Consider the following 15277-nt stretch of genomic DNA (forward strand, 5'->3'; position numbering starts at 1 on the left):
ACCAGGCCTGGTTAAACGATAGCCAATAAAAAACCCGCTTAAGCGGGTTTTTTATTAATTGGCTTTAAGATTAAATCTCGAAACATACCGTTGTATTTGCAGCTGCATATACTATTGCAGCAGCAGAGGCGTAGCTAGCATCAACGACTAATCGAGCTGTACCAGTACCAAAATCGTCGGGGAAAGTAGTATTTGTTCCATCGATTGCTCTTACTAACATCTGTGCATCTTCCTCGCTAGAAATTGCCGTGTAGCAAACAGCCCAGTTAAACGTTTGTGGTGTGGTTGAAGCATTCATCGCTAATGTGTCCGCAGTCAATGTACCATTAGGGCCATTTTTGATTAAAACAATATTGCCACCAAGTGGGTGCTGCGATTTTGAAGTGATGAAGCCGCGGCCAACAAGTTCGTTTAGCATAAGTTCACTATTCGCTGCAGCAGTAGCATCAGTTGTGGCTGCGAATACGCTTGTACCTAAGGTTGCGCCAAGGTATTTACCATCTACACCGTTTTGGAATAAGTCACCATAACGATCTTGATAACCAATCAGCGCCACACCGTAAGCATTTACATCACCGGCGGCGGCTTTTACTTTAGCGCTTTTAATTAGTTCCTGACCTTTCAAAACCCCACCAAGTAGTAGGCCGATAATGACCAGTACAATCGCGATTTCGATCAGAGTGAAGCCTTTTTGTTTGTTTTTGGGTTGCATGAGTGTTCCTTGTAAAATTATGAGCTGATCGTTTTGATCAAATTATTCGATATGATTCTATCAAACAAATTGAGGTGGCGGTTTATCTTTTAAGCTATTTTCAAAAAATGCGGGTTGATTTTAGTCAGATAACCACCAGGCCTGGTGGTTATCTATTATTTATCGAGTTATTATGTTTTAAATAACAATATGTTAGTTGATTATAACGCTTCGGATGCAAATTCCGCAAGGCGGGAACGCTCACCTTGTTTTAGGGTGATGTGTGCGCTGTGTTCCCAATTCTTGAAACGATCTACCACATAAGTTAAGCCAGTAGTGGTTTCGGTTAGGTAGGGTGTGTCGATTTGACCGATGTTACCTAAACAAATAATTTTGGTGCCCGCGCCTGCACGAGTGACGAGGGTTTTCATTTGTTTAGGGGTCAGGTTTTGGGCTTCGTCGATAATGATGTACTTTTTCATAAACGTGCGTCCACGCATAAAGTTAAGCGATTTTATTTTGATGCGTTTGTTCAGCAATTCTTGGGTCGACTGTTTTTCCCAGTCGGCGCCGTGGTCGTCCGACATGGTGAGCACTTCTAAGTTATCCATTAAGGCACCCATCCAAGGCGTCATTTTTTCTTCTTCGGTACCGGGTAAAAAGCCGATGTCTTCGCCGACCGGTATGGTGGCACGTGTCATAATAATTTCGTTATAAATGCCTTGGTCAAGTGTTTGCTCAAGCCCACAAGCCAGCGCCAACAGGGTTTTGCCGGTACCGGCAATACCTAACAAGGAAACAAAATCAATGTCGGGGTCCATTAGAAAATTCATCACCATGTTTTGTTCGCTGTTGCGGGCATTAATGCCCCAAACATTGTGTTTGCCTACAGTGTAGTCGCGCATGGTTTCTAGGGTTATTTTGTGTGCTTCAATTTTACGCACAATCGCGCTGAAGCCTGAGTCATTCGCGCTAATCAAACACTGGTTTGGGTAGTAACTGTGTTGTTGATCACTTTCGATATTGAGTTCATAAAAACTGCGTGCTTCTTCTTGCCAAGCTTTCATGTCTTTACCGTGAGTTTCAAAAAAGTCATCCGGCAAGACTTCGTAGCCGGTGTAAAGTAGGTCGGCATCTTCTAATACGCGATCGTTATAATAGTCTTCCGAATGCAGACCAACCGCTGAAGCCTTGATACGCATATTAATGTCTTTGGTAACCAGCGTGACATTACGCTCTGGAAACTTGGCTTTAAGCGCCAAACCGGTTTGCAGGATTTGGTTATCGGCTTTGTGGCTGGGGATGTTGGTGGGCAATTCGGCCTTAAGAATTTCGGTTTCAAAAAACAGTTTGCCAAGGTGGAGCGAAGCGTTTTCGTCTTTTTTATGAGGGTGAATGTTTTCTAGAGCTAGGCCTTTACGAATGGTTTCAAAATCGGCGCTGTCGATTATTTTGTCCATTAAGCGGTTGGTTTCACGCACGTTACGCGCGACTTCCGATACACCTTTTTTACCGGCATCCAATTCCTCAAGCACGGTCATCGGGATAAATAAGTCGTGCTCATCAAAGTTAAATAAGGCCATCGGATCGTGCATGAGCACGTTGGTGTCTAAAATGAAGAGGCGTTTAGTAGTGTCTGACATAACCGTTCCTTGTCGTGATTGCGATTAGTGGTTTTTAAGGGTGTCTAAAACGTCTTGTGCATGGTCGCTAACTTTAACTTTGCGCCATTGTTTAATTAGGTTGAGATTGGGGTCGAGTAAAAAGGTGCTGCGCTCAATCCCCATATACTCTTTGCCAAAGTTCTTCTTTAACTTGATGACATCAAACATCTGGCACAAAATTTCATCCGGGTCGCTGATAAGTTCAAATGGGAACTGGTATTTGGCTTTGAAGTTTTGATGTTTCTGTAAGCTGTCTTTGGATACACCATAAATTTCGGCATTTAAGGTTTTAAATTGATCATATAGATCACGAAAATCTTGACCTTCCTGAGTGCAACCCGGCGTATCATCTTTTGGATAAAAGTAAATCACGCTGAAGTGACCTTTAAGGTCATTGAGCTGAAGGGTTTGATCTGGCGTAATGCTGAGTTGAAAATCGTTTAATTGAAACATTGAATTTGATGACATGATGGGCTCTAGCTCCTTGGGTTTTGTTCTAGTATCACCATAAATGCGATAGGGTGCAACCGCTTTTAGGGTTGGATTGCAATAATCAATTGCCAGTGTAATAACAAGTTGAACAACCAAGCTTGAAACGGTAAGATTACGCCTTTACGGTCTGCTGGTTGTTTTGACACAAGTGATGTGCGGATTGATTGGCAGACTGGCAAATTATTATTCTGGAGAATCGGCCGTGTTTAGAGGCAGTATGGTGGCATTGGTAACCCCAATGAACGAGGACGAAAGCGTTGATTTTGCCGCATTAGAGCGTTTGATTGAGTGGCATATTCAATCGGGCACTCAGGCAATTGTAGCGGTGGGTACGACCGGTGAGTCGGCTACGCTTGACATGAAAGAGCACTGCGAAGTGATTCGTTTTGTGGTTGAGCGTGTCAAAAAACGTATTCCGGTGATAGCTGGCACTGGTGCCAACTCGACCACCGAAGCAATTGAGCTCACACAGTGCGCGAAGCAAGCCGGGGCGGACGCCTGCTTGCTGGTGACGCCTTACTATAACAAGCCGACCCAGGAAGGTCTGTATCTTCATCATAAAAAAATTGCCGAAGCGGTTGATATTCCACAAATTCTTTATAATGTGCCGGGGCGCACGGCATGTGATATGCAGCCCGAAACCATTGCTCGTTTGGCCAAGGTTGCGAATATTGTCGGCGTAAAAGAAGCCACTGGCGATGTGTCACGCGTGAGCAAAATTCTTGAGTTGGTTGACGCCAATTTTGATTTGTATACCGGTGATGATGCCACCGCGGTCGAGTTTATTCTGCTAGGCGGTCATGGTGGTATTTCGGTGACGGCGAATGTGGCACCAGATTTAGTTGCGCAGGCTTACGATGCGGCGTTAGCCGGTGATGCGGATAAGGCTCGCCAGTTAGACGCGCCTTTAATGGAATTGCATCAAAAATTGTTTGTTGAAGCCAATCCGATTCCGGTGAAGTGGGCGATGGTTGAGATGGGGTTGATTAAACCTGCGATTCGTTTGCCTTTAACGCCGTTATCCGATCAATATCACGACATAGTGCGTGGTGCGTTGGTTCATGCAGGAGTGTTGTCATAGTGGCGTTATTGAAGTTAGTCGGGCTGAGTGCCCTGGTTGTAACCTTGGCTGGTTGTTCGAGCTTGTCGAATATCTACAATGGTGAAGATGATCACCGTGTGAATGAGGCCGAACTGGCTAAAAAACTCGAAATGCCGCCTAACTTTATTGAGCCTAGAGGTGTGAACCCGTTATTGACTCAAACGGTTGCCAGCGTAGACTTATCAGAAGTTGAGACGATTCCAACCTATCAAGTTGAGCAAGTTAAGCTTCAATCAAATTTAGTTGAGCGTTGGTTGGAATTTGACGAAGTTGATGTAAAACAAGTCTGGTTAGGTTTGCGCCAGTTTGTTAAGCAGCAAGGCTTTAAAATCGCTGAAGAACGTTTGGATTTGGGTTTAATTAAAACCGAATATCTTGCTCGAACTGAACAAGCACCGGTTGAGCAAGAGTTGGGCGCGTTATCGCGGATGCTAAACAGTTGGCGGCCTGAATTAGCTTCCGGTATTTATGATCGATTCAGTATTCAAGTAATTGATGAACCAGCCAGCAATAAAGTCAAAGTCACTATTCGCCACCACATGATGCAAGCTGATTCGAGCGGCAATGCGACCGATTGGGCGTTGCGTCCTTACGATACGATGATGGAATCACTCGCGCTTTATCGTGCGATGGTGTTCTTTGGCGCAACGCAGCTTCAAGCCTTAGCCGAAATCGAAACCACCGCCTATTACCAAGAAATTTTAGAAGGCGAGGAGTTAGCTGGCTTGGTGTTGGCCGCCTCACGTTCTCAGGCTTGGGATTATTTGCAAGCCATGGTTTATCGCGCGCAATGGCAGGTTACAACCACCAGGCCTGCTTTGTACGAGATTTGGGTGAATACACCAGAAAGTACGCCATCATCGAAAGGTTTCTTTGGCCGACTGTTTTCTGGGCGTGATCTGCCGCAAGTTGTGCGTTTAAAGTTAACGCCTTACGAATCCGACACTGAACAAACCTTGCTAAGCTTGAATGTGGAGGAGGGCGTTGCACCTCTCAACCCTGAGCAACGCCGCCATATCTTAACGGCGTTAGGCTTGCTCGCAAAATAACGTAATAATTAAATCTAACCCTCTTAATGAGGGCTTTTTCTATTTGTTTTAAGAGAAATTTCATTCCGTATCTTTTTATTAGGAACCAGAGTTATGCAAATCATTTGGGGGCTTCCCGCTCATTCTGACTATCGTTTAAGCCAATTAAACGCCAAGCTAGCATCGCTAGGCAAAATTGCTGGTGTGGCCTCGCAAAACGTTTATTTTTACGAGACTGAAGCCGACTTAACGCCCGATCAATTGTCACAATTACGCCAGTTGCTAAATGCAGACGATGCGGATTTAACGCCGAGTCAGTCCGTCAGTTGCTTAATCACACCGCGCCCCGGCACGATTTCACCTTGGTCATCTAAAGCCACCGACATCACACACACCTGTGGTCTACCTCAAATTAAACGCATCGAAAAAGGCGTGGCTTATTTCTTAAAAGGCATTAATCCTGACCAATTGGATAGTTTTATACCGGCTTTATATGATCGTATGACCTCCGTGGCATGGATAGATTTGGCGAAAATTGATGCTTTATTTGAACAGCATAGCCCGCGTGATTTAGCTACAGTGGACGTATTAAAAGGTGGCCGCGACGCGTTGGTAAAAGCCAATAAAGACTTAGGCTTGGCGTTAAGTGAAGATGAAATTGATTATTTGGTTGAGAGCTTCGGACAACTAAAACGTAACCCGACTGATGCGGAATTGATGATGTTTGCGCAGGCCAACTCAGAACATTGTCGCCATAAAATTTTTAACGCGGATTGGATCGTTGATGGCGAACCAAAAGCCAAGTCGTTATTTGGCATGATCCGTAATAGCTTTCAATCTAATCCAGCCGGAGTACTGTCGGCTTATAGTGATAATGCCGCCGTTATGCAAGGCCCGGATGCGTCACGTTTTTTCCCGCAACCTGGCACGGCTGAATATGCTTATAGCGCTGAACCAGTACATGTACAGATTAAAGTCGAAACGCACAACCACCCCACCGCGATTTCGCCTTTTGCGGGTGCGGCGACTGGTGCGGGTGGTGAAATTCGTGATGAAGGCGCAACCGGTCAAGGCTCAAAACCTAAGTCAGGCTTAACCGGCTTTACGGTTTCTAACTTAAATATTCCGGGCTTTAAACAACCTTGGGAACGTGAATATGGTCGTCCGGCACGCATCGTTTCACCTTTGGATATTATGATCGAAGGCCCATTAGGCGCGGCAGGCTATAACAACGAGTTTGGTCGTCCGGCGATTAACGGCTATTTCCGTACCTACGAAAACCCAATGCTCACCAGCGACGGCGAAGAAATTCGCGGTTACCATAAGCCCATTATGTTAGCGGGTGGTTTAGGCAATATTCGTGAGATGCACGTACAAAAACAAAACATCCCAGTTGGCGCTAAGCTCGTGGTATTAGGTGGCCCAGCGATGTTAATCGGCTTAGGCGGCAGTGCGGCCTCGAGTGTGGATTCAGGTTCAGGTTCAGAAGCGTTAGACTTTGCTTCAGTTCAGCGTGACAACCCGGAAATGGAGCGCCGCGTTCAAGAAGTGATTGACCGTTGTACTTATTTAGGTGATGACACACCGATTGCGTCAATCCACGATGTGGGCGCGGGCGGTTTGTCGAATGCATTTCCAGAATTAGTAAACGATAGCGGTCGCGGCGGTCGTTTTGATTTACGCAAAGTACCGAATGATGAACCGGGTATGTCGCCGATGGAAATTTGGTGTAACGAATCGCAAGAACGTTATGTGATTGCGGTTTACCCAGACAAAATTGAAGAGTTTGAAGCCATTTGCCAGCGCGAACGTTGTTTGTACGCGATTGTGGGTGAAGCTACCGCTGAGCAAGAATTGGTGGTCAATGACACAGTGCTAGAAGGCACGCCAGTGAATTTGCCGTTGAATGTATTATTAGGTAAGCCGCCAAAAATGCAACGGGATGTCAAAACTTTAAATATTCCACAGCCAGGCTTTGAAACAGCCGTATTAGAGCTCGAAGAAGTCACCGAACGTTTATTAAAGCTACCAACCATTGCGAGTAAATCTTTCCTAATCACGATTGGCGACCGAACTATTACCGGTATGGTCACACGTGATCAAATGGTCGGGCCTTGGCAGGTTCCGGTCGCAGACGTGGGGGTAACCGCGTCTGATTATAAAGGTTACACTGGCGAAGCCATGGCGATGGGTGAGCGTCCTCCGGTCGCGTTAATTAACCCAAAAGCCTCGGCACGTTTGGCGATTGCCGAAGCCATCACCAATATTGCAGCGGCTAAAATTGGCAAAATTTCAGATATTAAAATGTCCGCAAACTGGATGGCCGCGGCCGGTCATCCAGGTGAAGATGCCGCCTTATTTGCCGCAGTCGAAACCGTGGGTATGGAGTTATGTCCGGCTTTAGGTATTTCGGTGCCGGTCGGTAAGGATTCGATGTCAATGAAAACCGTATGGCAAGATCAAGGCCAAGATAAGGCCGTGATTTCACCGATTTCGTTAAACATTACCGCGTTCTCGATTGTCGAAGATGTGCGTAAAACCCTAACTCCGCAGTTGCGCACCGAGTTGGGTGATACTCAGTTATGTGTGATTGATTTGGGTCGCAAACAAAACCGTATCGGCGGCAGCTGTTTGGCGCAGGTTTATAACCAAGTCGGTGATGTGGCGGCCGACTTGGATAATGCGCAAGACCTTGTGCATTTCTTTGAAGCGATTCAAGCATTAAACGAGGCCGGTTTAATCCAGGCTTACCATGACCGTGCCGACGGTGGTTTGTTAGTGACCTTGCTAGAAATGGCGTTTGCCGGCCATTGCGGCATTGATATTGATGTCAGCCAGCTGGGTGCGGAACCCATCGCGGCGCTTACAGCTGAGGAGCTGGGTGCGGTGATTCAAGTCAAAAACCAAGATATCGAGCAGGTTAACCAAATTTTGGCGAAACACCAATTAGCGGAGATGTCTAATTGGATTGGCGGCATCAATACGACTGATGAAATTGTGATCCAAGCTCAAGACAAAACCTTGTTAAAAGGCGCACGCGCCCACTACCAGGCCTGGTGGTCTGAAACTTCATATCGCATTCAAGCCATGCGCGATAACGAAGTTTGCGCCGAGCAAGAATTTGACGCAATTAAGGATTCTGCCCATACCGAGTTGGTTGCGAAGCCAAGTTTTGATATGAATGACAACGTTTGCGCGCCCTTCATTCAAACTGGGGTGAGACCAAAGGTTGCAATTTTGCGTGAGCAGGGTGTAAACGGCCAACAAGAAATGGCCGCCGCCTTTGATCGCGCAGGCTTTAGTTCCATTGATGTTCACATGAGCGATATTTTAGAAGGTCGTGTGTCGTTAGATGAGTTTAAAGGCTTGGTGGCTTGTGGTGGTTTCTCTTACGGTGACGTATTGGGTGCCGGTCGTGGTTGGGCCAACTCAATTTTGTTTAACCCACGTGCGCGTGACCAGTTTGAAGCTTACTTTAACCGCCAAGATACTTTTAGTTTGGGTGTGTGTAACGGTTGTCAGATGATGTCTAATTTAAAAGACATTATTCCGGGCGCGCAACATTGGCCAGCGTTTAAACGTAACCGCTCAGAACAATTTGAGGCACGTTTGTCGTTGGTCGAAGTGGCGGAATCGCCTTCGGTGTTGTTAGCCGGTATGGCGGGCAGTCGTATTCCGGTGGCGGTCGCGCATGGCGAAGGGCGCGTGGATTTTGGTAATTCATCGGCGGAGGCCGCGCAAGGCCTGATTGGCTTGCGTTATGTGAATGCGCAGGGTTTAGCGACCGAGCGTTATCCTTATAATCCGAATGGTTCGGAGCAGGGGATTACCGGCTTAACCTCCCAGGATGGTCGTGTTACCATAATGATGCCGCACCCAGAACGTGTATTTCGTGCGGTGCAGCATTCTTGGTGTCCGGATGAATGGGTAGAAGATGCGCCTTGGATGCGTTTGTTCCGTAATGCTAGGGTATGGGTTAGTTAAAAAAAACTAAGGAGGATGTGTGGTTAAAAACAAAAATAAAGTTAAAGCCATAAAAAAAACGAATAGTTCAGAGTGTTTTGTAGAGGATTTACTCAAAAAAGCGGATATTCAAATTAATGGTGAAAGGCCATGGGATATCCAAGTGCATTCACCCGAGGTTTATGATCGGGTTTTGGCGACAGCAAACCTAGGTTTAGGTGAAGCCTATATGGATGGTTTGTGGGATTGTGAAAATTTAGATCAATTTTTTGATAAAGTTTTGGCGGCTAAACTGGATCAAGAAATTTCATATTCTAAGCTCATGATGCATCATATTCGGTTTAAGGTTTTGAACTTGCAGACTAAAAAACGGGCTTGGCAAGTAGGTGAGCAGCACTACGATCTGGGAAATGACTTTTATAAGTTGATGCTCGATTCAAGAATGACTTACACCTGTGGTTATTGGAAAGATGCTGATAATTTAGAAGACGCACAGGTCGCAAAATTAGATTTGATTTGTCGTAAACTTCAGCTTAAACCTGGTATGCGAGTTTTAGATATTGGCTGTGGTTGGGGAAGTTTAATGGCCTATGCCGCAGAGAACTATGGCGTTCACTGCGTAGGTGTGACCATTTCAAAAGAGCAAGCAGACTATGCACAAAAAAAATATCCTCATTTAAATCTTGAATTCCGCTTACAGGATTACCGAGAGGTCGATGAGCCTTTTGATCGAATTGTTAGTGTTGGTATGTTTGAGCATGTAGGCCGAAAGAATTTTAGGCTATATATGAAGGTTGTTGAGCGCTGCCTCAAGGATCACGGGCTATTTTTGCTTCATACAATAGGTAAAAATGTGGTTCACACATCACCAGACCCTTGGGTTGATCGTTACATATTCCCTAATGGTGATTTACCCGCTGTCTCTCAAGTTACTGATGCGGCTTCCGGCTTGTTTGTAATGGAAGATTTTCATAATTTTGGTGCCGATTACGATAAGACGTTAATGGCTTGGCATGAGAATTTTGAAAAAGCTTGGCCAGAGTTTGAATCCCAGCTTGGAGAAAGATTCTATCGTATGTGGCGTTACTATTTGTTGTCTTGCGCTGGTGCTTTTAGGGCGCGGGATATTCAGCTTTGGCAATTTGTGTTTGCTAAAAATGGCATTAGAGGTGGTTATGATAGGGTTGTTTAAACTAGGTAAAGAAAATAAGTGAGCTTAATGGGGTGTTAGAAAATACTAATGGTGAAACCCTTGTTAGGGTTTGACAACAGGTTGCGATTTGGTTACCTTAGTGAGACTTTTTTGAACGCCTTTAGGGCTTAATTTTAATCAGAACGGAGAGACCTTATGTCTTTAAATCGTCGCGAATTTCTACACGTAATGGCTGTAGCGGCTGCCGCTGGTATGTTGCCAGCCGGTGCTCGTGCAATGGGTGGTAAACCAGGTGAATGGACCGGTGATGCCAACATGTATAACGTGCCAATGAAAGGTAAAGTGCGTTTATTACACACTACCGATACTCACGCACAGTTAAAACCAATTCACTTTCGTGAGCCAAACGTTAACCTAGGTGTAGGCCCAGCTTACGGCAAACGTCCACACATCGTTGGTAAAGCATTGCTAAAAAACGTCGGTGTAAAAGAAGGCACGCCTGAAGCTTACGCTTTCTCTTACCTAGATTTTGAAGACGCGGCGGCTAAATATGGCAAAGTCGGTGGTTTTGCGCATCTTAAAACCTTGCTAGACATGTTGCGTGATCAAGCCGGTGGTCGTGAAAACACGGTTTACATGGACGGTGGTGACTTGTGGCACGGTTCAGCGACGGCGCTTTGGACACGTGGTATGGACATGGTTGAAGCGTCAAACATGCTAGGTCTTGATATCTTGACTGGTCACTGGGAATTTACCTACACTCAGGAAGAAGTGTTGCGTAATACTAAAGCCTTTAACGGCGAGCATTTATCACAAAATGCACGTCTACGTGAAGATGCGTTGTTTGGTGATGAATACTATGAGTTGGCTGAAAAGTACGGCTATGGTTTGTACAACGAAAATGAATTGCGTCCGTTTAAGCCTTACACGGTTAAAGAAGTGAATGGTGAACGTATTGCGTTTGTCGGTCAAACTTTCCCACGCTTGTCAAATGCGAACCCAATTGGTAACTTCCCAGACTGGTCATTTGGCCTACGTGAAGAAGATTTGCAAAAGACGGTAGATAAAATTCGCGCGACTGAAAAAGTAGCCGCGATTATTATGCTTTCGCATAATGGTATGGACGTTGATCTTAAGATGGCTAGCCGTGTGAACGGTATTGACGCTATCTTTGGTGGTCATACACACGATGGTATGCCTGTCCCAACTAAGATCAAAACACCAGAAGGTGGTGTTTGTTATGTTACCAACGGTGGCTCTAACGGTAAATTTGTGGGTGTAATGGATTTAGATATTCAAGATGGTAAGTTAAAAGGTATCGATTACCGTTTGCTACCAGTATTCTCGAATGTGTTAGAAGCCGACAAAGGTGTAAACCAGTTCCTAGCCGATTTGTATCAGCGTAAATATGATGAAAACGTGGTTGAAGCGCGTAACGCTAAGTACAAAAACAACAAAGATCGCTTAGGTAAAACCTATGGTGAAATCCTAAGCGAAGAGTTTGGTGAAGCGGAAGATACACTTTATCGTCGTGGTAACTTCATGGGTACGTGGGACCAGATTTTGGTTAACGCATTACGTGAAGAACATGATGCACAAATCGCGATGTCGGCTGGTGTTCGTTGGGGTACTTCTGTCATGCAAGGTGAGATGATCACGATGGAACGCGTTATGGACGAAACCGCATTAACTTACGGTGAAACTTACCGCACAGAAATGACCGGCGCACAGTTGAAAGACGTGTTTGAAGGTATTTGTGAAAACCTATTCGTGGTGGATCCTTATCTTCAGTCAGGTGGTGACATGGCGCGTATCGGTGGTTTGGATTATGTTTGTGATCCTAACGAAAGCTTGGGTCGTCGTATTACTAACATCACGTTGGACGATGGTACCCCAATTGAGCCAAACAAAACGTACTCTGTGGCCGGTTGGGCGCAGGTTGACCAAGTTGGCGAAGGTCGCTTAATGTGGGACGTAGCTGCCGATTACCTGCGTAACCACAAAGGTAACTTGAAGTTAAACAAAATTAACCACCCAACATTGAAAGGTGTAAGCGATAACCCAGGTATCGCAGATTACGCAGGTAAGTTGATTTAATCAACCCTTGTTGTAAGTTATAAAAAAGACCCAGCTTCGGCTGGGTTTTTTTATGCCTGAATTTGGCTATCACGATTAACACCTGATTAAAACTCCAATCACCAGGCTTGGTGATTGTGAATTTAATGTGGTTGCGGTAGAATACACGCCGTTTTACGGTTCGAAGCATCCCCCTGCTCTGAAATATCCAGGTACTTATTAACCTGTTCTAAAACTTTCTCAAGTGCAAATCTGTAAGACTTAGCATAATTTAAACATTTATTTACATAAACGGACGGTATTTATGTTGTTATCACAGAACAAAAAAGACTGGTTTGGCAATGTACGCGGCGATATTTTGGCCGGTATAGTTGTTGCGCTGGCTTTGATTCCGGAAGCGATTGCGTTTTCGATTATTGCCGGATTGGATCCAAAAGTGGGCTTGTATGCCTCGTTTACGATTGCGGTAGTTATTGCGATTGTGGGGGGTCGTCCGGGTATGATTTCGGCCGCCACCGCGGCCACCGCATTGTTAATGATAAATTTGGTGCAGGATCACGGGCTTCAATATTTATTAGTAGCTGGTATTTTTGCTGGGATATTACAAATTTTAGCCGGTTATTTGAATCTACATAATCTCATCAGCTTTATTTCGCGTTCGGTAATGATCGGTTTTTTGAATGCTTTGGCGATTCTGATCTTTATGGCGCAGTTGCCTGAATTAACCAACGTAACCTGGCATGTTTACGCTTTAACCGCGTTTGGTCTAGGCATTATTTACTTGTTCCCTTATATTCCAAAAATTGGTTCGATGATTCCTTCTCCGTTAGTGGTCATTGTTGTATTAACCGTGTTAGTGATCGCGATGGGGATTGATGTACGTACGATTGGTGATATGGGTGAGTTACCGGATACCTTGCCGGTGTTTTTAATTCCTGATGTGCCTTTTAATCTTGAAACTTTGTGGATTATCCTGCCTTACTCAGTGGCTATTGCACTAGTGGGTCTATTGGAGTCGTTAATGACCGCCCAGGTAATTGATGAAATGACCGATACCGACAGTGACAAAAAACGTGAATGTAAAGGTCAAGGCGTGGCGAACATTGCATCTAGCTTTACTGGTGGCATGGCCGGTTGTGCGATGGTTGGTCAGTCGGTTATCAATATTAAATCTGGCGGTCGTGGGCGTTTATCCAGCTTTACAGCAGGTGTAGCACTTTTAATCATGGTGGTGTTTGTTGCCGATTATTTATCGATTGTGCCGATGGCCGCTTTGGTTGCGATTATGATCATGGTTTCGATCGGTACGTTTAGTTGGAGTTCGATTACTGAAATGCGTACTAATCCATGGTCGGCCACGATTGTGATGTTAGTGACCGTGATTGTGACGGTTTGGACACATAACTTAGCCTTCGGGGTTATTTCTGGTGTGGTATTGGCCGCCTTGTTTATGGCATCTAGACTGAACCAGTTTATGTATGTGAGCAAAAGCTTTGATGAAGCAACTGGCACACGCACTTATACTGTGGTGGGGCAGGTGTTCTTTAATTCTTCTGACAAGTTCATTAATTATTTTGATTTTAAAGAAGCGGTTGATAAGGTTATTATCGACGTGCATCGTGCTCACTTCTGGGATATCAGTGCGGTTTATGCATTAGATAAAGTGGTGATTAAACTACGTCGAGAAGGTGCGGAAGTCGAAATTGTTGGTTTGAATCAAGCCAGCGAAACATTATTAGATAAGTATGCGGTTCATAATGATCCGGCGAAAATCGAAAAAGTGATGGGAGGTCACTAATGCAGACATTAGAGCAAAAATGGGTCATGGCTTGCGTAGACGGGTCCGAACTGTCTGACGCGGTTGTCGATTATTCCGCATGGATTGCGCAAAAAGTGAACTCGCCATTAGAGTTGGTGCATACAATTGAACACAGTATGTTGCTGGATCACACTGACCACTCGGGAAATTTAACTCCGAATATGCGTGAAAACTTAATGAAAACTCTGTCTGACGATGAGCAGGCGGAAAGTAAGCGCTTGATTGAAGCTGGTAAAGCGACGTTGGAAAAAGCTAAAACACGTATTGCTAATTTGTCTATTAAAGAGGTGTTAACCAAGCAGCGTCACGGTGATTTAGCTGAAACCTTAACCGATTTGGAGGATGAAATCCGAGTGTTGGTATTGGGTTTGCGTGGTGAAGATCATGCTGATGTAGACAAGAGTGTAGGTTCACAACTCGAAACCTCAATTCGTGCGTTGCATAAACCCATTTTTATCGTTAACGGCGGTTTTACAGAGCCTAAGTCTATGATGTTGGCTTACAATGACACCGAAGGCGCGAACAAGGCGTTAGATATGGTTTGTAAAAGCCCTTTGTACCGTGACATGCAAATCCACCTAGTACACGCGTCAGACAAGCCTGACGCGCAAGCTTTTTTGGATCAGGCCGCTGAGCAACTAAAACAAGCGGGCTTGTCTTATCAGGTTGCTCTATTAAGTGGCGATGCGCAAACTGAATTGCTGAAGTATCAGGATGAAAACAATCTGGATATGACCGTAATGGGTGCGTTCAGTCATGGCAAATTGCGTAGTTTGTTCTTTGGTAGCTTTACTTTGAAGATGCTTGAAAACAACAATAAACCAATCTTGTTGTTGCGTTAACCAACATGCAAGATGAACTCACGCCTGAGCAGTTGGCTGAATTAAAAACGAAGTTATTGGTTTTAAAACAAGACTTACAAAATGATTTGGCCGACTCGAGCCACTCAACCGATACGGTTGAGCTGGATCAGCAGAGTGTCGGGCGTTTATCGCGTATGGATGCGATGCAAATGCAACAAATGGCTTTGGAAACTCAGCGCCGCAATCAACAGCAATTAATTGAGGTTGAACGTGCGTTGATTCAGATGGAGAAGGGTGATTACGGTTACTGCAGTCAATGTGGTGATTTGATCAACCCCAAACGTCTGGCGTTTAATCCCACAGCTAGGATGTGCATTGAGTGCGCTTCTTAAATAAAAAAGCCGACATGGATTGTCGGCTTTTTTATTAAGTCCTGCAAAACCTAGATCCTGCAAAACCGGGTGTCTAGATATAGAGCACCAGGCC

11 protein-coding genes are annotated in these 15277 nt (G+C 45.1%); 8 read left to right on the forward strand and 3 right to left on the reverse strand.

Annotation, left to right across the window (positions count from 1 at the left end):
* Positions 1 to 70: 70 nt before the first annotated feature.
* The 3 genes from IBX48_RS05210 to IBX48_RS05220 form a co-directional block, all read right to left on the reverse strand.
* Positions 71 to 712, reverse strand: a complete 642-nt coding sequence (locus IBX48_RS05210) for a prepilin-type N-terminal cleavage/methylation domain-containing protein (RefSeq protein ID WP_296831510.1) — start codon at positions 710 to 712, stop codon at positions 71 to 73.
* A gap of 200 nt (positions 713 to 912) precedes the next feature.
* Positions 913 to 2334, reverse strand: a complete 1422-nt coding sequence (locus tag IBX48_RS05215; RefSeq protein WP_296831512.1) for a PhoH family protein — start codon at positions 2332 to 2334, stop codon at positions 913 to 915.
* A 24-nt stretch (positions 2335 to 2358) separates the two neighbouring features.
* Positions 2359 to 2823 (reverse strand): peroxiredoxin, encoded by a 465-nt coding sequence (locus tag IBX48_RS05220; RefSeq protein WP_296831514.1) that lies wholly within the window; start codon positions 2821 to 2823, stop codon positions 2359 to 2361.
* A gap of 226 nt (positions 2824 to 3049) precedes the next feature.
* Between IBX48_RS05220 and dapA the strand changes: the two genes are divergently transcribed.
* The 8 genes from dapA to IBX48_RS05260 all read left to right on the forward strand — a co-directional run bounded on the left by dapA (position 3050) and on the right by IBX48_RS05260 (position 15183).
* Positions 3050 to 3928: a 4-hydroxy-tetrahydrodipicolinate synthase gene (gene dapA, locus IBX48_RS05225; RefSeq protein ID WP_296831516.1), complete on the forward strand. Its 879-nt coding sequence runs from the start codon at positions 3050 to 3052 to the stop codon at positions 3926 to 3928.
* The gene (gene bamC, locus IBX48_RS05230) at positions 3928 to 4998 is read left to right on the forward strand and encodes an outer membrane protein assembly factor BamC (protein ID WP_296831518.1); all 1071 of its coding nucleotides are present in this window, start codon (positions 3928 to 3930) and stop codon (positions 4996 to 4998) included. Before dapA ends, bamC begins: the two co-directional genes overlap by 1 nt.
* A gap of 93 nt (positions 4999 to 5091) precedes the next feature.
* Positions 5092 to 8961, forward strand: coding sequence for a phosphoribosylformylglycinamidine synthase (purL, locus tag IBX48_RS05235; RefSeq protein ID WP_296831520.1), 3870 nt, complete (start codon positions 5092 to 5094; stop codon positions 8959 to 8961).
* Positions 8962 to 8980: 19 nt separating this feature from the next.
* A complete protein-coding gene (cfa, locus tag IBX48_RS05240) occupies positions 8981 to 10132 on the forward strand; it encodes a cyclopropane fatty acyl phospholipid synthase (RefSeq protein ID WP_296831522.1) in 1152 nt (383 codons plus the stop codon).
* Between the two features lie 156 nt (positions 10133 to 10288).
* Positions 10289 to 12190 carry a 5'-nucleotidase C-terminal domain-containing protein gene (locus tag IBX48_RS05245; RefSeq protein ID WP_296831524.1) on the forward strand — a complete coding sequence of 634 codons (1902 nt, stop codon included), beginning with the start codon at positions 10289 to 10291 and terminating at the stop codon, positions 12188 to 12190.
* Positions 12191 to 12476: 286 nt separating this feature from the next.
* Positions 12477 to 13967 carry a SulP family inorganic anion transporter gene (locus IBX48_RS05250; RefSeq protein WP_365942346.1) on the forward strand — a complete coding sequence of 497 codons (1491 nt, stop codon included), beginning with the start codon at positions 12477 to 12479 and terminating at the stop codon, positions 13965 to 13967.
* On the forward strand, positions 13967 to 14830 hold the full coding sequence (locus IBX48_RS05255; RefSeq protein WP_296831528.1) for a universal stress protein: 864 nt from the start codon (positions 13967 to 13969) through the stop codon (positions 14828 to 14830). Before IBX48_RS05250 ends, IBX48_RS05255 begins: the two co-directional genes overlap by 1 nt.
* Before the next feature lie 5 nt (positions 14831 to 14835).
* Positions 14836 to 15183 carry a TraR/DksA family transcriptional regulator gene (locus IBX48_RS05260; protein ID WP_296831530.1) on the forward strand — a complete coding sequence of 116 codons (348 nt, stop codon included), beginning with the start codon at positions 14836 to 14838 and terminating at the stop codon, positions 15181 to 15183.
* Positions 15184 to 15277: the final 94 nt, after the last annotated feature.

The organism is Thiomicrospira sp., assembly GCF_014859555.1.
GTDB lineage: Bacteria > Pseudomonadota > Gammaproteobacteria > Thiomicrospirales > Thiomicrospiraceae > Thiomicrospira.